Genomic DNA, 19,913 nt, shown 5'->3' with positions numbered 1-19,913 from the left:
CTGCCGCCCATCTCCCCCACAAGGGGGGAGATCAGCCTGCATTGCCGTCTTCGCGAAAATTGAAACATTTCCTAGTGTGCAAAGGTGTTGATGCCAATGTGATCTCCCCCCTTGTGGGGGAGATGCCCGGCAGGGCAGAGGGGGGTATCTGAAGCGTGCAAACACCTGCAAAACCCTTCAATCCATCCACCCTGCAGCAAAGCTGGCCGCTTCCGGCGACGCCGCGCCCCATCGTGACCTTCGGGGCGGGCAGCATTGTCGGCGATGCGCATTATCCGGCCTACCGGAAAGGCGGCTTTCCCATCGCCGGTCTGTTCGATCCCGATCAGGCGAAGGCCGCGGAAATTGCCGCTGAATGGAATGTGACTGCCTATGCATCGGTGGCGGAAGCCGCGGCCGTCGAAAACGCCATTTTCGATCTGGCCACGCCGCCCGCGCGCCATGCGGACGTGCTGAAAGCCCTGCCGGAGGGTTCCTTTGCCCTGATCCAGAAACCGATGGGCAGCGATCTTGTGCAGGCCTCGGAAATTCTTGCGATCTGCCGGGAGCGCAACATCACCGCCGCCGTCAATTTCCAGCTGCGGTTTGCCCCGATGATGCTGGCGCTGAAGGACGCGATCGCGCAGGGCTGGCTGGGCGAGGTCATCGATTTCGATGCCTGGCTGGCGCTCGACACGCCATGGTCGCTGTGGCCGTTTCTCAACGGTCTGCCGCGTGTCGAGATCGCCATGCATTCGATCCACTACATCGATGTGATCCGCGAGATTCTCGGCAATCCGCTGGGCGTGCACGCGAAGACGCTGGGACATCCCGGCCACGCGGTGGCGCAGACGCGGACGAGCGCGATCCTGGACTATGGCGATCGGGTGCGCTGCTCGCTGTCGATCAATCACGACCACAAATTCGGCCGCACATTCCAGGCCTGCGAGTTCCGCATCAGCGGCACCGAAGGCGCCGCCTATGTGAAGCTCGGGGTCAATCTCGACTATCCGCGCGGTGAACCGGACGCGTTGATGATCTACCCGAAGGGCGGCTCCGATTGGATCAATGTTCCGCTGCAAGGCGCATGGTTTCCCGATGCCTTTGTCGGGCGCATGGCCAATCTGCAGCGCTTTGCTAGCGGCGAGGACAAGGCGCTGGTGAGTTCGGTCGAAGACGCCTGGCATACCATGGCGCTGGTCGAAGCCGCCTATCAATCAAGTGCATCGCCGGCGACACCGCTGGCGCGAAAGCCGGAGGCGTGAATGTCTGAACAGGCCATCTATTTTGAGGATTATGCCATCGGCCATGTGCGCACCACGACGGGCCGCACGATCACCGAAACCGATTTCGTCGTGCATGCGGGCCATACCGGGGATTTCTTCCCGCACCATATGGATGCCGAATTTGCCAAGACCACGCCGTTCGGCCAGCGGGTTGCCCACGGAACGATGATCTTTTCCATCGGTGTCGGCCTCACCGCCAGCCTGATCAACCCTGTGGCCTTCTCCTACGGTTATGATCGTCTGCGATTCGTGCGGCCGGTCTTCATCGGCGACACGATCCGCACGCGCGTGACCATCAGCGCCAAGGAAGACGATCCGAAACGCCCCGGGAGCGGGCGCGTGGTCGAGCGCTGCGAAGTTCTCAATCAACGTGATGAAGTCGTGCTTGCGGCGGACCATATCCTGATCGCCGAGCGCAGAACAACTTGATATGACGGGCACCTCAATGTGCCAAATGGAGGTTTGAAATGACGGGTAAGCTTGCAGGCAAGCGGGTTTTGATCACAGCGGCAGGGCAGGGCATCGGCCGGGCTTCAGTGCTGGCTTTTGCGCGGGAAGGCGCGATCGTCAATGCCACTGACATCAACCAGCAATTGCTCGACGCGCTGCCGAAAGAGGCGGGGATCAAACCGCGCAAGCTGGATGTATTGAAAACCGAAGAGGTCAATCAGGTTGCGGGCGAGATCGGTCCGATTGACGTGCTCTTCAACTGCGCCGGGTTCGTCCATGGCGGCTCAATCCTCGAAATGCCCGATGCGGATCTGGATTTCGCCCTCGATCTGAATGTCCGGGCCATGATCCGCACGATCCGCGCCGTTCTGCCTGGGATGATCGAGCGCGGGGATGGGGCGATCATCAACATGTCGTCGGTGGCCAGCAGTGTGAAGGGCGTACCGAACCGTTTTGCCTATGGCGTTACCAAGGCGGCGGTGCTCGGCCTGACCAAATCGGTGGCGGCCGAATACATCACGCAGGGCATCCGCTGCAACGCGATCTGCCCCGGCACGGTGGAAAGCCCGTCGCTGGAACAGCGCATGCGCGCTGGCGGTGACTACGAAGCCGCGCGCGCGGCTTTCATTGCGCGCCAGCCGATGGGCCGTCTCGGCCTGCCGGAGGAAATTGCCGACCTTGCCGTCTATCTCGCCGGTGCGACCTACACGACGGGGCAGGCTTACAATATCGATGGCGGCTGGACCGTCTAGGAGACTTTGCCAATCCACCCTGATGGGCATCTGATGCGATTTTCTGCGCTTCCGGTGCTCATGGACGAAAATGTCCACTGCGCTCCGGTTCTCGAAAACCGCACCAGCTCCCTCATCAGGATGAATTGTCAGAAGCCTCCTCCCATGCAATCGGAAGGAACAGACGATGAAATTTCTACGCTATGGCGAACCGGGACAGGAAAAGCCCGGCGTGCTGGATGCCAAGGGGCACATCCGCGATCTCTCCGGCAAGGTGAACGATCTTGCCGGGACCGTGCTCGACCCGGAAGCGCTGGCAAAATTGTCGGCGCTGGATTTAGAGAGCCTGCCGCGGGTCGGCGGCAATCCGCGCCTCGGCCCCTGCGTTGCCGGAACCGGAAAATTCATCTGCATCGGCCTCAACTATGCCGACCACGCGGCGGAATCCGGCATGGCCGTTCCGCCGGAGCCGGTGATTTTCATGAAAGCCACATCGGCGATATCGGGCCCGAATGACGATCTGGTCATCCCGCGCGGTTCGGAAAAGACCGACTGGGAAGTCGAGCTTGGCATCGTCATCGGCCGCGCGGCAAAATATGTCAGTGAGGCCGAGGCGCTGGATTATGTCGCGGGGTACTGCACCGTGCACGATGTCAGCGAGCGCGCCTTCCAGACGGAGCGGGCAGGGCAATGGACCAAGGGCAAATCCTGCGACACGTTCGGTCCGACCGGCCCCTGGCTGGTGACGAAAGATGAAGTGGCCGACCCGCAGAACCTCGGCATGTGGCTGAAGGTCAATGGTGAGACCATGCAGAACGGCTCGACCCGGACCATGGTCTACGGCGTTGCCTTCCTCGTCTCCTATCTCAGCCAGTTCATGTCGCTGCATCCCGGCGACATCATCTCGACCGGGACGCCGCCCGGCGTCGGCATGGGCATGAAGCCACCGCGCTACCTTAAGGCAGGTGACGTGATCGAGCTGGGCATTGACGGCCTTGGCACCCAGAAACAGGTGGCACGCGCCGACGTCTAACGCGTGCTGACCCGCAACATTATTCAAGAGGCATATTGTGACCCGCATTACCGATCTTCGCGTCTTCGACGTCCGCTTTCCCACCTCGCAGAGCCTGGATGGATCGGACGCCATGAACCCGGACCCGGATTATTCCGCCGCCTATGTCATCCTCGATACGGACAACACGGCTTTGTCCGGCCATGGGCTGACCTTCACCATCGGTCGCGGCAATGAAATCTGCTGCCTGGCGATTGAAGCGATGAAGCATCTCGTCGTTGGGCTGGAACTGGACTGGGTGAAGGAAAATCCCGGCCGCTTCTGGCACTTCATCACCGGCGACAGCCAGTTGCGCTGGATCGGGCCCGACAAGGGTGCGATGCATCTGGCGACGGGCGCGGTGGTCAATGCGGTCTGGGACTTGCTTGCCAAGGAGGCGGGCAAGCCGGTCTGGCAGCTGGTCGGCGAGATGACGCCGGAAGAAATCGTCGATATCGTCGACTTCCGCTACCTGACCGACGTGCTGACGCGCGAGGAAGCACTCGCCATCCTGCGCAAGGCGGAGAGCGGCAAGAAGGAGCGGATCGCCACGCTGCAGGCGGAAGGCTATCCCTGCTACACCACCTCGGCAGGCTGGCTTGGCTATTCCGATGAAAAGCTGCGTCGCCTCTGTCAGGAAGCGGTCGACGCCGGTTTCAACCACATCAAGATGAAGGTCGGCCGCGATCTTGAAGACGATATCCGCCGCCTGACCATTGCCCGCGAGGTGATCGGGCCGGACCGTATCCTGATGATCGATGCGAACCAGGTCTGGGAAGTGGGCGAGGCCATCGACTGGGTCAACAAGCTTGCCTTCGTCAAGCCGTTCTTCATCGAGGAGCCGACCAGCCCGGATGACGTGGCGGGCCACCGTAAGATCCGGCAGGCAATCAAGCCTGTGAAGGTCGCGACCGGCGAGATGTGCCAGAACCGCATCATGTTCAAGCAGTTCATCGCCGAAGGCGCCATCGATGTGGTGCAGATCGATTCGTGCCGGATGGGCGGCCTCAATGAAGTGCTGGCCGTGCTGCTGATCGCCGCCAAATATGAACTGCCTGTCTGGCCGCATGCGGGCGGTGTCGGCCTGTGCGAATATGTGCAGCATCTGTCGATGATCGACTACATCGCCGTGTCGGGGACGAAGGAGGGGCGGGTGATCGAATATGTCGACCATCTGCACGAACATTTTGTCGATCCCTGCAACATCCGGGATGCCGCCTATATGCCGCCGTCGCTGCCGGGTTTCTCGATTGAAATGAAACAGGCGTCGATCGAGGAATATCTCCACCGGCCATAGGAAAAGGGGCGGGGCTTCATCAGTCTGACAAAGAGCTGTCCTATGGCGATTGCATCGTCTTCTCTCGTCACGGGGTTTCCATGCTCGACCTGATCAAGCCTTCGCTCGCCCGCTTTGCCGCCAGCCTGCACCCGGAACCGCCGGTGCATCTCGGCCGGCGCTACAACGGCGCGGGCGTCTTTCAGCCGGAACCCGGCAATACGGTGGTCTGCCATCTGGTGAAGGGCTCCGAGTCGGAAGCCTCGGTCATTGCCGTGCGCGACCGGATTCTGGCGATGCCCGATGCCGGCCAACTGGCCTTTACCCCCGTCTCCAGCCTGCACATGACGCTGTTTCAGGGCATTATCGAATATCGCCGCCGCCCGTCCTATTGGCCGGATGATGTTCCACTGGAGACAAGCATCGACGACATGACGCGGCTTTACGTGGATCGCCTTCAGGATTTCGAGGGATGCGGGCCGTTCAACGTCGAGGTGATCGATGTCACGCCCGCAGGCCTGACCGTGGCCGGTGCGAGTGAATATGACGAGCGCATCATGCGCGCCTGGCGCGACGAACTGGCCGTGCCGTTCGGTTACCGGCATCCTGATCACGACACCTATGTCTTCCACATCACGCTGGCCTATCCGATCGCGCGGTTCCCGGACGAAAGGCTCGGGGCCTGGCAGGAACTTCTGGATGATTGCCTAGCATTCATCCGGCGTGAATCGCCGGTCATTGCGTTGAATCCGCCCGCATTCTGCAGTTTTGCCGATATGAATCATTTCGAGGAACTGGTGGTTCTGGATTGAACCGGAGGCCGTTTGATCGCCAATCTGCGACATAGTGTACACGCGCCCGGCGTGTCGTCTTACGTAAATGCGATGTCGTTTCCGCACCTATTCTTTTTGGGTGCCGGATGCTTTTATCGGGGCACTTGAGGTGCCGCTTTTCTAGGGAAGCGGAGAATTGGGAAGCCGGTCGGAAACCCGGCGCTGCCCCCGCAACGGTAGTGGAGTGAAACACGGCATAACAGCCACTGGGTCACAACCCCGGGAAGGCGTCGTGACAGCCGATACGGCAACTCCAGAGCCCGGAAACCAGCCTCGGTACCAAAAACCGACTGATCGCGGTGGGCGATCAAGGAGCATGATTCTGTGCGGGCACCAGCCGGTGGCTGGCCGTGCAGGCGTTCTTCCTCCGTCACCACCAGTCAGTTCTTTCGCAACATCGAGGCGAGGACACGACATGGATATACGCAACGAACTGCTCCGGAACCTGAGAAACCGGAAACCCGGCTACGGCCTTGAACAGTCTTTCTATTCCGATCCGGATTATTTCCGGCTGGATATGGAGAACATCTTTTATCGCGACTGGCTGTTCATCGGCCATGATTGCGAAGTCGCCAAGCCCGGCAACTTCTTCACGGTGCAGGTCGGCGACTATCCCGTGGTCATCGTGCGCGACCGCCAGGGCCAGATCCGGGCTTTTCACAATTCCTGCCGCCATCGCGGCTCGCGCGTCTGCTCAGCCGAGCGCGGCACGTCGGCCAAGCTCGTCTGCCCCTATCACCAGTGGACCTACGAGCTTGACGGGCGCCTGCTGTTCGCCCGCCAGATGGGCGATGATTTCGACGCCAGCCAGCACAGTCTGAAGCCGGTGCAGTGCGAAAGCGTCGGCGGTTACATCTTCATCTGCCTGGCGCAGAATCCTGTCGATTTCAGCGCGACGCGCGCATTGATCGAACCCTATCTCGCGCCGCACCACCTCACCGAAACCAAGGTCGCCTATCAGAGCACCATCGTCGAAAAGGGCAACTGGAAGCTGGTCTGGGAAAACAACCGCGAGTGCTATCACTGCGTGGCCAATCATCCCGAGCTGTGCAAGACCTTCCCGGAAGCGCCGAGTGTGAGCGGTGTCCAGGGCGCCGCAGACGATCCGGAAATTGCCGCGCATTGGCAGCGCTGCGAAGCGGCAGGCCTGCCCAGCATTTTCCGCATGTCCGATGATGGCCAGTACCGCGCCACCCGTGTGCCGCTGCTGCGCGATGCGGAAAGCTATACGATGAGCGGGCGCCGCGCCGTCGGCCGGCAGCTCAGCGACAGTGTCAACGAGAAGCAGATCGGCTCGCTGCTGCTGTTCCATTACCCGACCACCTGGAACCATATCCTCGGCGACCATGCCATTTCCTTCCGCGTGCTGCCGCTCGGCCCGGATGAAACGCAGGTCACCACCAAATGGCTGGTGCACAAGGATGCGGTCGAGGGCGTGGATTACACCATCGAGGAACTGACGCATGTCTGGCTCGAGACCAATGACCAGGACCGCCGGATCGTCGAGGAAAACGCCTTCGGCATTCGCTCGCCCGCCTACGAGCCCGGACCCTATTCGCCCGAGCATGAAGGCGGCGTGCTGCAATTCCTCGAATGGTACTGCAGGTTCATGGAAGAGCGTCTCTCCGGCGGCGATACGCGGCTCAGCAAGGTAGCATAGGTACACAATGAACATGGGCGTTCCTCAGTCTTACCCGCACCTCGACCAGATGCAGCCATGGAATGACCGGCTGCATCTGCTGGAGTGTCTGTCGATCATCGAGGAAGCGCCGAATGTGAAGACCTTCACATTCCGTTCCGACAACCAGAACTGGTTCCGCTATGAGCCGGGCCAGTTCATGACCTTCGAGCTGCCGGTGCAGCCCGAAGCCGTCCTGCGCACCTATACGCTCTCCTCCAGCCCGTCACGGCCCTTCACCATCGCCGTGACGGTCAAGGCGCAGGAGAACAGCATCGGCACCCGCTGGATGCTGGATCATTTGACCCCCGGCATGCGGCTGAAGGCCTTCGGTCCGCTCGGCGATTTCTCCATGCGCAGGCATCCGGGGGAAAAGTACCTGTTCATCTCGGCCGGGTCCGGCATCACGCCGATGATGTCGATGACCCGCTGGATGCATGATTGCGCCCCGCAGAGCGATATCAGCTTCGTCACCTGCGCCCGCCGGCCCAGCGACATCATTTTCCGCCGGGAACTGGAATATCTGACAAACTGCATGCCCAACCTGAAACTGTCGTTCCTGATCAAGGAACACGAGATGGGGCAGGTGTGGACCGGTATCCGCGGGCGGCTGGAAGCGCCCAAGCTGCCGCTGCTGTCGCCGGATTTCAAGGACAGGACGATCTTCTGCTGCGGTCCGGAAGGTTTCATGCGCGATGTGCGCGGTATGCTCGAAGCCAGCGGTTTCGACATGGCGCATTATCATCAGGAAAGCTTCGGTCCGGCCGCCGAACCCGTCCTGCCCGCCTTCGATGTGATGTCCACCGACGCCGTGGAAGCGTCGGCGACGATCACCTTTTCCATGTCGGGCATGGACGTGCCGTGCATGCCGGGGGATACGATCCTCAAGGCGGCGCGCGGCGCCGGTATCCGCATTGCGGCGGCCTGCGAATCCGGCCTGTGCGGCACGTGCAAGGTGATGAAACTCTCGGGCAAGTCCGAGATGGATCACAATGGCGGTATTCTCGACGAGGAAATCGACGAGGGATTTGTCCTCGCCTGCTGCACCAAGCCGCTCGGCAATGTGGAGATCGAAGCCTGAGCGCCGCCTTTTTGAGGTATTCTTCGTTCTCAAGTGCAGGCAATAACTGGCGGTGAAGGCTCGCATTGCGATCGTGCGTGGTTCGACAAGCTCACCATGAGGGAGAGTGAGGATTGCAGGGAGCCATTCCTGCAATCCTTGTGATTAGCATTGCAGCCCAACCCTCTCCCTCATGGTGAGCTTGTCGAACCACGCACCACGCACCCTTAAAAATGCCTGTGCTTAGAACACCACGGTCTTGTGGCCATTGAGCATGACGCGGGATTCGAGGTGCTTCTTGACGGCGCGGGCGAGCACCCGGCTCTCGATATCGCGGCCGGTGGCGACAAAGTCCTCGGCGCTCATGGCATGGCTGACCCGCTCGGTCTCCTGCTCGATGATCGGACCCTCGTCGAGGTCGGGCGTGACATAATGCGCCGTCGCGCCGATCAGCTTCACGCCGCGCTCGAACGCCTGGTGATAGGGCTTTGCCCCCTTGAAGCTCGGCAGGAACGAATGGTGGATGTTGATCACCTTGCCGAACAGCCGCTTCGACAGAGTGTCCGACAGCACCTGCATGTAGCGGGCGAGGATGACGAGATCGGCGCCGGTGTCCTTGACGATCTTCAGCAGCGCCTCCTCCTGTGCCGTCTTGTTGTCCTTGGACACGGGCAGCACATGGTAGGGGATGCCCTCATGCTCGGCAAAGCGGCGGCTGTCCTCGTGGTTGGAGACGATGGCGGCGACTTCCGCATCGAGCCAGCCGACCTTGATCTGGTAGAACAGGTGCAGGAGCGCATGGTCGAACTTCGACACCATGATGACGATCTTCGGCTTCTTGGCCTGGTCGATCAGCGTGGTCTTCATGCCGAAGCGCTCGATGGCCGGCTTCAGCGCCCGCTCGACATCGTCCTTGGAGGTTTCTTCCGAGGCGGCAAAGGCGATGCGCATGAAGAAGCGGTTGGTCTGGCGGTCCCAGAACTGGTTGCTCTCGGCGATATTGGCATCCAGCGCCGCCAGCTCCGTCGTCACCGATGCCACGATCCCAGGCTTGTCTTCGCACGACAGGGTGAGGACGAAACCGTGCGTATAATCAGACGGCTGACGGGTGACGGGCGAGGTGTGGGACTGATGATCCATCGGTTCAAACTCCAGGAAGCTCTTTGAGAAAACGGTCCAGTTCGTCATGCGGAATTCCAACCACATGTTCGGCTGCCGGATAGTTTTTTGCGTGCACGTCTGCGACAAACTCGGAAAAGGCTGCGACCCTTTCCTGCTGCAGACGGTCATATTCGGCGGAAAAGTTGCGGTAAGTCTTGGCATGGCGCGGATAATGGCCGCGGTTCGATCCAAGAATATCCTCGGCGAAGAGATATTGCGCATCGCAGCCGGCGCCTGCGCCCATGGAAATCACGAACAGCGAGGTGCGTTCGGAAATGGCGGTTGCAACCGCCACAGGCACCACCTCGATTTCGGCGGCAAACGCCCCGGCTTCTTCCAGTGCCTTGGTCTGGCGCCAGATGTCGAGCGCGCTTTGCGCCGTCTTGCCGACAGCTTTGAAGCCGCCGGTCCAGGTCGCCTTTGACGGGATCAGGCCGACATGGCCGCAGACAGGAATGCCTTCATCGCGCATGCGCCGGATGGTGGACAGGCTGGCCGCGCAATAAACCGCATCGCCGCCCGCGCGCAAGGCGGAAAAGGCGGCGCGCACATAATCCTCCGCCGTGGCGAAATCGCCGTATTCAAGGCCGGGAATGGTGAAACAGGATGGCGCCGCATCGCGGAAAGCGCGAGAGAGCAGCGCCGGCGGCACGGACAGGATATCGACCCGCGCGCGTTCGGCGGCTTCCGCCTCCTCAAGCGTTTCGACCCGCAGCATGGTCAGCTGGCGACGGCCCTTCATTGCGAGAATGTCCGCCACCGTGGGGCGTTTGCTGGTCATGGTGTCTCCGTCCGTTTCAGGCTGCGAGCAGCGATTTGAGTTTGATGTCCGGAGCGGCAAGATGAGCCTGATCGGGACAGGCGCTGCGGGCAATCAGCATTTCCGCCAGCCTTATATCCCGGGCGACGCTGCTGCCGGGACCGATGCCGCTCGCGGCAACGAGGCGTCCATCCGCCGCGAGATGGAACAGGATGAACGCGCCGTCGCCGAGATCCCGGCGGATTGTCCGGGCACCTTCGTCGGCAAGCCCGGCCACCTGCAGCCCCAGCTCGTACTGATCGGACCAGAACCACGGAACGGCGAGATGCGGCTCGCAAAGCCCAAGCATGTTGCGGGCGGCCAGCGTGCCCTGTTCCTGCGCATTGCGCCATGCTTCCAGCCGCACCTGGCGACCGCCATAGAGGGCAAGCGGAAACGCACAGCAATCGCCGGCAGCAAAAATATCCGGGTCGCTCGTCTGCAGATGCGCGTTGACGAGGATGCCATTGGCGGTTTCAAGACCGGCTGCCTCGGCGAGGGCCGTTACCGGCACAGCGCCGATGCCGATGACGGCGAGGTCCGCCTCAAGCTTTTCACCATCGGCAAGCGTCATGGTGACGCTGGTTTCCCGGTCGGTGATGGCTGCGATGGCAACGCCGCAGCGGATGAGAACGCCTTCCTGCCGGTGACGTGCCGCGATGACTCCGGCGATTTCCTCCGGTACGCCGCGCATCAGAATGCGCGCCTGGGTTTCGAGCACGGTCACCACGGCGCCGCGCTGGCGCGCACTGGCCGCAAGTTCAAGGCCGATGAAGCCGCCGCCGACAATGACAATGCGCGCGCCCGGCTGAAGGTGCGCCCGGATGACCAGTGCGTCGTCATAGCTGCGCAGACAGGTGCAATGCCTGCTTGCCGCCGCCAGCGGCAGCGGGCGGGGGACGGCACCCGTCACGAGCAGCAGCCGGTCATAGGCAAGACGTTTGCCACCGGCGAAGATGACGTCCTTCGCTTCCTGGTCTATTCCAATCGCGGTCGTGCCCGCAACGAAGCGGATATCCTGTTCGGCGAACCGGTCCTCTCCCGCGATGGTTCTGGCGAGGGGATGCTCCGGTGAAATCATGGCGTCCTTGGACAAAGGCGGCCGTTCATAGGGAAGGTGCTTTTCCGCGCCGATCAGCGTGACCGGCCCGGCATATCCGTTCTCCCGCAGCGCGAAGGCGGCGCGGGCGCCGCATTCGCCGCCGCCGATGATGACCATACCGGCGGTCATCGTCAGGAAGCCAGCTTGATGAGGACCTTGCCGGCCTCGACTTTCACCGGATAGGTCTTCAGATTGACGCAGACCGGCGCGCCCTTGGCCTGGCCGGTCTTGTAGTTGAAGCGGCCATTGTGCTTGGGACACTCGATGATATCGTCCATGACGAGCCCGTCGGCCAGATGGATATGCTCATGGGTGCAAAGCCCGTCGGTGGCGAAGAATTCGTCATCGGGGCTGCGATAGATCGCAAAGGTCCGGCCCGCGTGGTCGAAACGCATGACGTCTTCCTCGTCGATATCATCCGCCGTGCAGGCCTCAATCCAGTCGCTCATGCTCTTTCCTCCCTTTGGCAGGAGCCGCACAGGCCCTGTTCATTGGTCTTGTTTGTAAGCAGTTTCCTACCAATTCTATTCCGCTGCAGCGCTGGCATCCTCGCCGTGGAATTCCTCGCGGTAGGGTTTTGCCGTCAGCGGCAATTCACGCCTGAGGTAATGGTCTTCATTGCGCAGCTGACGCAGGAAGGCGGGGATCATCTCGCGGTAGCCGTCGAGGATGGACGGATTGGGGGCGGGCAGGTCGTGCCTGATCATGGCATGCAGGCGTGGCAGCGCATGATAGGGCACCATGGGAAACATGTGATGCTCGACGTGATAATTCATGTTCCAGTAGATGAAGCGGCTGACGGGGTTCATCAGCACCGTGCGGCTGTTGAGGCGGTGATCGATGACATTGTCGGCAAGCCCGCCATGCTGGAGCAGGCCGGTCAGGACATGGTGCCACGCGCCATACAGGCGAGGCAGGCCGACCAGCATCAGCGGCAGGATCGAGCCTGTGTACACCGCCAGCGCAATGGTGGCGGCATAGATCGCCAGCCAGATGCGGGCGAAGCGCACGACCTTGTGCTGCTCCTGCGCGGGGATGAAGCTCTTTTCCCCGGCGCTGACAAACCCGGCGGCGTTGCGCAGCATATCTGCAACCGCATGCCATGCATCGAGAAGGCCGAAGAAATTCAGGAGGAGGCGGACGAGATCGGGCGGGCGCATGACGGCAATCTCCGGGTCGCGGCCGACGATGACCGTGTCGGTGTGGTGACGCGCATGGCTCCAGCGCCAGGTCACCGGATTGCGCATGATCATGAAGCAGGCGATCTGATAGACCGCATCGTTCATCCAGCGGGTCTTGAAGGCGGTGCCGTGGCCGCATTCGTGCCAGCGCGAATCCGAAGCGGAACCGTAGAGCACGCCATAGGCGAGAAAGACGGGGATGCACCAGATCGTGCCCCAGAGAACAATGCCCAGCCCGGCAAGGACAACCATGCTGCCGAGCCAGATCGCCGTGTCGCGCATGGCTGGCCCGTCCTCGCGCTTCATCAGCTCCTTCATGGCCTTGCGCGGCACATCGGTGTGATACCACTCGGCGGCAGCCAGCCCGGTCTCGATGGCGCGCTGTGAATCGCGGCCAACGAGGCTGTAATCGCGTGATGCCGGTAATGCTGCGTCCATGGCAGGACCTCCCAATCCTTCGGCACGCACTTCAAACACTGCGGCCCGATGGGAGAAGTGTAACGATGGCAGGGGGCATGCTCAATTCGCGATGATAAAATCCTATCAATCTCCATCATTTGATGATACGGTTTATGATAGAATCTATCATTCGAGGCGATATGGCCAACAGACCGACAATTGCCGATCTTGCCCGGGTTTCCGGGGTCAGCGTGGCGACGGTGGACCGCGTGCTCAACAACCGCCTGCCCGTGCGCGAGGAAACGGCGCGGCGCGTCTATGACGCTGCCAACAGCATCGGCTATCACGCGGCGGGGCTGATCCGCCAGCGCATGCGGCAGGAACTGCCGGAATACAGGCTGGGTTTTCTCCTGCAGAAATCCGGCCAGCATTTTTATCAGGATTTTGCCCGCGAAATCGATCAGGCGGTGCATGCGGCGCCGCATTTCCGCGGCGTGCCGGTCGTCGACTTCTGCCCGTCGCTGGCGCCTGAGGATATCATCGCCAAGCTGCGGTCTCTCGCCGGGCGCACCCAGTCGGTCGCGCTCGTCGCGCCGGACCATCCATCGATCACGGCCGTGATCGAAGAACTGAAGGCGAAAGGCATTGCCGTTTTCTCCCTGCTGTCCGATTTTGCCGCTGGTGTGCGCGAGGGCTATGTCGGCCTGAACAACCGCAAGGCGGGACGCACGGCGGCCTGGATGATCGCCAAAACGGCGCGCCGTCCGGGCAAGGTGGCGATCTTTGTCGGCAGTCACCGGTTTCAGGGGCATGAGCTGCGGGAAATCGGCTTCCGCTCGTTCTTTCGCGAGGAAGCGCCTGAGTTTACCGTGCTCGATACGCTGATCAATCTGGAGACGCGGCAGATCACGCACGAAGCCATGCTCAATCTTTTGGAACACCATCCGGATCTGGCGGGGTGTTATGTCGCCGGCGGTGGCATGGAAGGGGCGATCGCAGCCCTGCGCGAGAGCATTCTGCCGGAGCCGCCGGTGATGATCTGCAATGAAATCACGCCGGAATCGCGCGCGGCGCTGGCCGATAACGTCGTCACGATGGCCATTGCCACCCCGCTGCCGCGTCTCTGCCGTGAACTGGTGGAGCTGATGGGCCATGTCATCGAAACCGGTGCGGCCAATACGCCGGGACAAACCTTTCTGCCCTTCGATATTTATCTGCCTGAAAACATCTGAAACAGCCGAATCTATCAGAGATGATAGTTTCTGCGCCGTCAGGGCGATTGACTGACCGCTGAATGGAACAGATGTTTCGCGCGGCGCCGGCATTGTGCTGGCATTTCATTCCTGGGAGGTTTTCCGATGAGCGCGACGCGTTCCGCACCGGTTTTTGCAATCAATCACATGGTCACGCCGGCGTTGCGGCCGCAGGCTTTCTTCCAGCTGGCGCGGGCCATCGGCGTGCAGGGCGTGGAAATCCGCAACGATCTCACCGGCAACGCCATCATCGACGGAACGCCGGCGGGCGATATTCGGGCGCAGGCGGCGGAGGCCGGCGTGAAGATCGCGACGATCAATGCGCTGCAGCGCTTCAATGAATGGACGCCCGGGCGCGAAAAGGAAGCCATTGAACTCGCCGATTATGCCAGGGATGCAGGCGCGGCGGCTCTCGTTCTGGTCCCGGTCAATGACGGGACCGGTCAGGAGGATGGCGCGCGGCAGAAGAGTCTGCGTGCGGCGCTGGCAGTGCTCAAGCCGATCCTGAAGGCGCGGGGGCTTCTCGGGTTCGTCGAACCGCTCGGCTTTGAAATCTGTTCGCTGCGCTCAAAGCGCGAGGCGGTCGAGGCCATCGAAGCGGTTGGCGGGCAGGACACGTTTCGGATCGTTCACGACACCTTCCACCACCATCTCGCCGGGGAACCGGCGCTTTTCCCGCAATGGACCGGGCTCGTTCATATTTCAGGCGTCACCGATGCCGCCGTCTCCATCAGCAACATGCGCGACTCGCACCGCGTTCTCGTCGATGCACAGGACCGTCTCGGCAACATCGCCCAGATCCGGGCGCTTCTGGCCGGGGGCTATGCGGGGCTGTTCTCGTTCGAGCCGTTCGCCGAGGAGGTGCAGCGGTTGGACGATCCGGCTGGCGCGATCACGGCGAGCATGACCGCGATCAAGAATGACCTTGCTCAATCCTGATAGAGTACGATTGCCAAAACGTTGGCGCCGGGGTGAGCCGGCGCCGGTTTTCAAGATCAGAAATTTCATCACTTTACGGGATGATTTGCGCACCCGCTGGCGGTTTGGCTGTGGACTTGCTGTAATCGGCGTTTGGTCCTGAGGGTGGGACAAGACTGCCATCTTCACCCCACGCTGTTGGTATCGCTGACAGCTTGAAGTTCAATTTGCCGCCGTCTCTGATCTTGTCGAGAGGCAGCCACAGGCCCTGATAGGGTGTGTGATTGAGCGTCATTTCATCGATGTACCGGGCATTGTCGAGCATTGCGTCCCTATCCGTTTTGATAAACAGCTTCTTGCCGTTGCCGTTGCCGTTGCCGAGCCAGACAGTTATGTCCGGGAATTGCGGTGTAGATACAGCCAGCCCGGGCGCAGAGGGAATGACCGGGTAGAGCCCAAGTGCCGCCCAGACGTACCACGCCGATGTCGCGCCCATGTCGTCATTGCCGGGCAATCCGCCGGGTTTGGTGGAGAAGTTTTTGTTCATGATCACCGGGATGATGTACTGGGCATATTTCGGTGCAGCCGCCCAATTGTAGGCCCATGGTGTCTGAAATGCCGGTTCATTGCCGATGTAATATTTTGAGGATTTTTCGCCGTCGTTCAGGCTCTTTGGGGAAGGCTCTTGGTTTATGTTGCCGAATGCTGAGAGCGCGGGGATTGAAAACAGCGCATTCAGCCTTGCAATGGCCGCAGCCTTGCCGCCGAGCTTGCCGATGAGTGCGGTCCAGTCATGGGCAAATGCCCAGATGTAATTTTCCTCCGTCGATTCATGGAAACTGCCGTCCTGCCATTGGCCGGTCTTATCCTTGGCGCGCAGTTTCTTTTGGCTCGTATCAAAAATGTTCAGCCAGTTTGAGGCGCGTTTGAACAGAGCCTGAATGGTGGCGGGATCAACCCCTGCCGATGCGGGCAGACTGGCAAGGAAAGCAGCGGCGGATCGATCGCTCGTTATCATTTCAATAGTGGCCGACGATGCATTCCACGCCGCGGCTGCATCGGTAGCGATGTAGCCAAGGTTCACATAGTCGGGCAAAGCGGGCTTGTCGTCATCGCGTCCGACGCTGAGCTTGTTATTGCAGGCACTCTTCGCATCGGACGCGGACCGTTCCATGTACTTGCGTGCATTGGCCAGATCAAATTTCCGGGCGCCGAACATGTAGGAGCCGGCGATAACATTGAGAGCATGATCGCCCTGCATGGGGATGGTATCCTCGCTGCCATTCACCCAATGCGGAAATGCGCCGCATTGCTGCGCGTCGGCAACCAGTGACTGCATCATCTCGCTGGCTTCGTCTGGAGCGACAAGAGCCACCAATTGCGCGGCGGAACGGTAGGTGTCCCACATGGAGAAGCCGGAATAATGCGTCTTATAGCCGCTTTCCTTGCCGTCCGTCGTGAATTTGTAATTGGCCACGTTCTCCGTTGTGCGGTCAGGCAGAATGTCCTTCTCCGGAAACGGTATCGTCTGTTTCATGCTGCGGTAGTCGCCGTTGACATCGCTGAAAACGGTGGGGCCGCTGTAAACGCGATAGAACGCCGTGTAGAATTTCGTCAGATTGACTGTTGCACGCTTCTGTTGGTCCGATGAGAGCCTTGCTTGTTCCTCGGCTTTGGCCAGACTGATCTGGATGGTATTCAGACGCCTGTTCCAGATAGCGTCTGATTGCTGCCTGACGGTCTCGAATAACCAGCCATTGTTTTCGGCCTCAAGATTCTTCCTGGCATTGTCAGTACTGACAGACGAAATGCCGATTTTGATCTGAACGGTTTTATCCGTGTCTGTCAGGTCGAATTGCAGAGTGGCCGCACCGTCTTTGACCGAAGACGTGTTCTTCAAGGGTTTGTCGAAAGCGGCGTAGAAATAGACGGGCTGGTCCCATGTTCCGTCACAGAAACTCCCGGCGAAAGCCTTGCCGAAGATGGATTTTTTATCCTCACCCAGGGTGACCATGGCAAGCTTGGCAAACGTGTTCTTGGCTCTCTCTTTTGCTCTGCTGTTGAGCGTGGCATCAATGACGAGGAAAGCCTTGTCCTTGTTGGTGTAGGAGAAACGCGCCATCCCGGTTCTCGTCGTCGCGGTCAGTTCGCTGAGGATATTGTTGAATTTGACCCGGTAGTAGCCAGGTTGCGCCAGTTCATCGGCGTGGCTGTATTTTGCACCGCTGATTGATATCGGGCTGGCCGTTTCCTGTGGCAGAATGGCCACCGCGCCCTGACTGCGACAACCGGGGCCGTTCAGATGGGTCATGCTGAAATATTGGATCGCCGCATCGTCGTAATAATACCCGCCTGATCCCTCGCCATAGTCATTTCCGCTGCCCCTCGTATCGGGACCGAAGCTGACCATGCCGAAGGGTGTCTGCGCGCCGGGATTGACATTGCCGGAATGGCCGCTTTCGCTGTCACTCTTGGTTGTGCCGATGAACGGATTGACAAACTGGGTCAGGGGCATATCCGTTCGTGGCTGCAAAAAATCAAGCGAGTCTTCAAACGCGATCAGGCGTGAATTGAAAGCTCTGATTTCACCGTTGCTGTTTCTCGTCAGCGCTTCAATCGCGATCGACAGACTGACGATTTGGTCTGTCAGCGCTGTAATTGATGCGGCATCGGCTTTGGTTTTCACCGTTTCCAGCAGTTGCCGGATAGCATCATTCGCTGATGCGAGAGCGGCGCGGTCTGTGTCGAATTTGGTACTGGCCGCAATCAGATCAGTCTTGGCTTTTTCCAGGTCGCCGGCCAAGTTCTGCAGGCGGGCCCGGTCGGCCGCCACCAGCGGGAAATTGGCCTGCAGCAGATCGATGCGCTGCCGCAGATTGTCTGCAAATACTATCAGCGGGCTGAATCTGGACGAGCTGATGTCACCCAGTTTCAGTGCAAGTGCGGCTGCATCGTCTTCTGTTTGCGGGAGATTGAATCGCCGCAATTTGGTAAGGTCGTTTTCTGTCTTCGCTGCGGTTACGCCGGTTTCCAGAGCCTTCAGGGTTTGCTGGACCTCGCCAAGCGTTATTCGCAAAGCCGCAATGTCGGCATCGCCCTGAGCTTGTTTGACCTGTACTGCTTGGCTGATTGTGTCCGATGGTTGAGATACCTGCGTGTTCAGGTCCTTGGCTGCTCCATCGAATGTTCCCTGGGATACCGCAGCGTCCTTGTCATCCGAGCCGGTACAACCCACCAATGCGACGCAGCTGAACAAGCCCGCAATAAGCGGTGCCTTTAGTCTCATAATGTCCTCCCAAAAATTTTTTGTCGTTAAAAATGGAATGCAGCTGCAAATGTCGTCGCCGCTGGCAAGCCTCGCCCAAATCGGCCCCTCCAAAGTCGATTTAAAACGATTGAAAGCGATAATTTTATCAATTCAGGATACGGGTCAATTATCAATAAGTCTGAAGAATACCTGATGTGAGGGTAAAAACCGGCGTTGAAGACAGGCAATACGGTTGCGCAGCTGTGCAAAATTTACCCCTCAATTATTACCCGGTTTTCACGAACCCCGCTTGACGCCTTCTTGAGAAAATGGAATAAATATTTCAGAAACTGGATGCGACGGTTTTTATATTCCGTATGACAAGTCCAGAAAAGTTTGCGCGACGTTTCGCGCACTCTAGGGGCAGAGGCATCGCTGGCAGCAGGGGTTGCGTGGCTACGATGCCGACGTTCGCGGAGCTTCCGGATCAGGACGGTGTGGCCGGGCACCATGTGGAGGAGACGAAATGAAAAAACTGATATTGAGCGTGGCTGTTGCAGCCTTGATGAGCACGTCGGCATTGGCCGCCAATATTGGCGTGTCGATGGCGCAGTTCGACGACAACTTCCTGACGGTCCTGCGCAATGGCATGCAGGACTATGCCAAGACGCTGGATGGCGTGAAGCTGCAGGTGGAAGACGCGCAGAACGACGTTGCCAAGCAGCAGAGCCAGATCCAGAACTTTATCGCCTCGAAGGTCGATGCCATCATCGTCAACGCGGTGGATACGGATGCGACGGCCGCCATGTCGAAGCTGGCGACCGCAGCGGGCATTCCGCTGGTCTACGTCAACCGCGAGCCGGTCAACGTCAACGAACTGCCGGCAAAGCAGGCCTTTGTTGCATCCAACGAAGTCGAGTCCGGCACGCTGGAAACCAAGGAAGTCTGCAAGCTCCTGAAGGGCAAGGGCAAAGTCGTTGTCATGATGGGCGAGCTGTCCAACCAGGCGGCGCGCCAGCGCACGAAGGACATTCACGACGTCATTGCCACGGATGAATGCAAGGGCCTTACCATCGTCGAGGAGCAGACCGCCAACTGGTCGCGCACCCAGGGTGCCGACCTCATGACCAACTGGCTCTCCGCCGGTCTGGAATTCGATGCCGTCATTTCCAACAATGACGAAATGGCCATCGGCGCGATCCAGGCCCTCAAGGCCGCCGGACGCAAGATGGACACGGTTGTCGTGGCCGGTGTCGACGCGACGCAGGATGCGCTCGCTGCCATGGCTGCCGGTGATCTCCGCGTGACCGTGTTCCAGAATGCCGCCGGTCAGGGCAAGGGTGCGGTCGACGCCGCATTGAAGCTGTCGAAGGGCGAAAAGGTTGAGACCAAGGTCTATATTCCTTTCGAGCTGGTGACGCCGGACAATCTGTCGAAGTACCAGTCCAAGAACTAAGGCACCGCGCCTTGCATCGGAACGCGCCTCCGGGCGCGTTCCAGCCTTTGCTC

The 19,913-nt window shown here is 60.1% G+C and carries 17 protein-coding genes and 1 riboswitch; of the genes, 11 read left to right on the top strand and 6 right to left on the bottom strand.

The annotated features are described in order from the left end of the window. Positions 1–155 precede the first annotated feature (155 nt). From AC1Q5O_RS11020 to AC1Q5O_RS10985, 8 genes are all read left to right on the top strand, one after another. A complete protein-coding gene (locus tag AC1Q5O_RS11020; protein WP_492562926.1) occupies positions 156–1,244 on the top strand; it encodes a Gfo/Idh/MocA family protein in 1,089 nt (362 codons plus the stop codon). After that, positions 1,245–1,694 carry a MaoC family dehydratase gene (locus tag AC1Q5O_RS11015; protein ID WP_346307367.1) on the top strand — a complete coding sequence of 150 codons (450 nt, stop codon included), beginning with the start codon at positions 1,245–1,247 and terminating at the stop codon, positions 1,692–1,694. Positions 1,695–1,732: 38 nt separating this feature from the next. After that, positions 1,733–2,467: an SDR family oxidoreductase gene (locus AC1Q5O_RS11010; protein WP_492562923.1), complete on the top strand. Its 735-nt coding sequence runs from the start codon at positions 1,733–1,735 to the stop codon at positions 2,465–2,467. Positions 2,468–2,633: 166 nt separating this feature from the next. Beyond that, positions 2,634–3,479: a fumarylacetoacetate hydrolase family protein gene (locus AC1Q5O_RS11005; RefSeq protein ID WP_492562922.1), complete on the top strand. Its 846-nt coding sequence runs from the start codon at positions 2,634–2,636 to the stop codon at positions 3,477–3,479. Between the two features lie 37 nt (positions 3,480–3,516). After that, on the top strand, positions 3,517–4,794 hold the full coding sequence (locus AC1Q5O_RS11000; protein WP_492562921.1) for an L-fuconate dehydratase: 1,278 nt from the start codon (positions 3,517–3,519) through the stop codon (positions 4,792–4,794). 80 nt (positions 4,795–4,874) lie between these two features. Continuing rightward, positions 4,875–5,585 (top strand): DUF1868 domain-containing protein, encoded by a 711-nt coding sequence (locus AC1Q5O_RS10995; RefSeq protein WP_492562920.1) that lies wholly within the window; start codon positions 4,875–4,877, stop codon positions 5,583–5,585. Positions 5,586–5,696: 111 nt separating this feature from the next. Beyond that, positions 5,697–5,896, top strand: a riboswitch (cobalamin riboswitch). A 125-nt stretch (positions 5,897–6,021) separates the two neighbouring features. Next, positions 6,022–7,266 (top strand): aromatic ring-hydroxylating oxygenase subunit alpha, encoded by a 1,245-nt coding sequence (locus AC1Q5O_RS10990; protein WP_288193477.1) that lies wholly within the window; start codon positions 6,022–6,024, stop codon positions 7,264–7,266. Positions 7,267–7,273: 7 nt separating this feature from the next. After that, positions 7,274–8,365: an FAD-binding oxidoreductase gene (locus tag AC1Q5O_RS10985; protein ID WP_223612483.1), complete on the top strand. Its 1,092-nt coding sequence runs from the start codon at positions 7,274–7,276 to the stop codon at positions 8,363–8,365. Between the two features lie 222 nt (positions 8,366–8,587). Here AC1Q5O_RS10985 and purU read toward each other — a convergent pair whose 3' ends face one another. The 5 genes from purU to AC1Q5O_RS10960 all read right to left on the bottom strand — a co-directional run bounded on the left by purU (position 8,588) and on the right by AC1Q5O_RS10960 (position 13,025). Further along, positions 8,588–9,484, bottom strand: coding sequence for a formyltetrahydrofolate deformylase (gene purU / locus AC1Q5O_RS10980; RefSeq protein ID WP_492563149.1), 897 nt, complete (start codon positions 9,482–9,484; stop codon positions 8,588–8,590). A 4-nt stretch (positions 9,485–9,488) separates the two neighbouring features. Continuing rightward, positions 9,489–10,286 carry a 3-methyl-2-oxobutanoate hydroxymethyltransferase gene (locus AC1Q5O_RS10975; RefSeq protein WP_492562919.1) on the bottom strand — a complete coding sequence of 266 codons (798 nt, stop codon included), beginning with the start codon at positions 10,284–10,286 and terminating at the stop codon, positions 9,489–9,491. A 16-nt stretch (positions 10,287–10,302) separates the two neighbouring features. Further along, entirely contained in the window at positions 10,303–11,535 is a 1,233-nt protein-coding gene (locus AC1Q5O_RS10970; protein ID WP_492562917.1) for an NAD(P)/FAD-dependent oxidoreductase, read from the bottom strand. A 2-nt stretch (positions 11,536–11,537) separates the two neighbouring features. Beyond that, positions 11,538–11,855: a MocE family 2Fe-2S type ferredoxin gene (locus AC1Q5O_RS10965; protein WP_492562915.1), complete on the bottom strand. Its 318-nt coding sequence runs from the start codon at positions 11,853–11,855 to the stop codon at positions 11,538–11,540. 75 nt (positions 11,856–11,930) lie between these two features. Next, a complete protein-coding gene (locus AC1Q5O_RS10960; protein ID WP_492562913.1) occupies positions 11,931–13,025 on the bottom strand; it encodes a fatty acid desaturase family protein in 1,095 nt (364 codons plus the stop codon). A 161-nt stretch (positions 13,026–13,186) separates the two neighbouring features. On the opposite strand from AC1Q5O_RS10960, the gene AC1Q5O_RS10955 reads away from it, so the two are divergent. Both AC1Q5O_RS10955 and AC1Q5O_RS10950 read left to right on the top strand, forming a co-directional pair. Further along, positions 13,187–14,218 carry a LacI family DNA-binding transcriptional regulator gene (locus AC1Q5O_RS10955; protein ID WP_492562912.1) on the top strand — a complete coding sequence of 344 codons (1,032 nt, stop codon included), beginning with the start codon at positions 13,187–13,189 and terminating at the stop codon, positions 14,216–14,218. Between the two features lie 126 nt (positions 14,219–14,344). Then, on the top strand, positions 14,345–15,178 hold the full coding sequence (locus AC1Q5O_RS10950; RefSeq protein WP_492562911.1) for a TIM barrel protein: 834 nt from the start codon (positions 14,345–14,347) through the stop codon (positions 15,176–15,178). A 73-nt stretch (positions 15,179–15,251) separates the two neighbouring features. Here AC1Q5O_RS10950 and AC1Q5O_RS10945 read toward each other — a convergent pair whose 3' ends face one another. Beyond that, a complete protein-coding gene (locus AC1Q5O_RS10945) occupies positions 15,252–18,443 on the bottom strand; it encodes a GH92 family glycosyl hydrolase (protein WP_492562910.1) in 3,192 nt (1,063 codons plus the stop codon). Positions 18,444–18,930: 487 nt separating this feature from the next. Here AC1Q5O_RS10945 and AC1Q5O_RS10940 point away from each other — a divergent pair, with 487 nt between their 5' ends. Next, a complete protein-coding gene (locus AC1Q5O_RS10940) occupies positions 18,931–19,860 on the top strand; it encodes a sugar ABC transporter substrate-binding protein (protein ID WP_223612491.1) in 930 nt (309 codons plus the stop codon). Positions 19,861–19,913: the final 53 nt, after the last annotated feature.

The sequence above is a fragment of the Phyllobacterium sp. MT110 genome (assembly GCF_058792715.1).
This window is presented reverse-complemented; position numbering and strand designations above follow the sequence as displayed.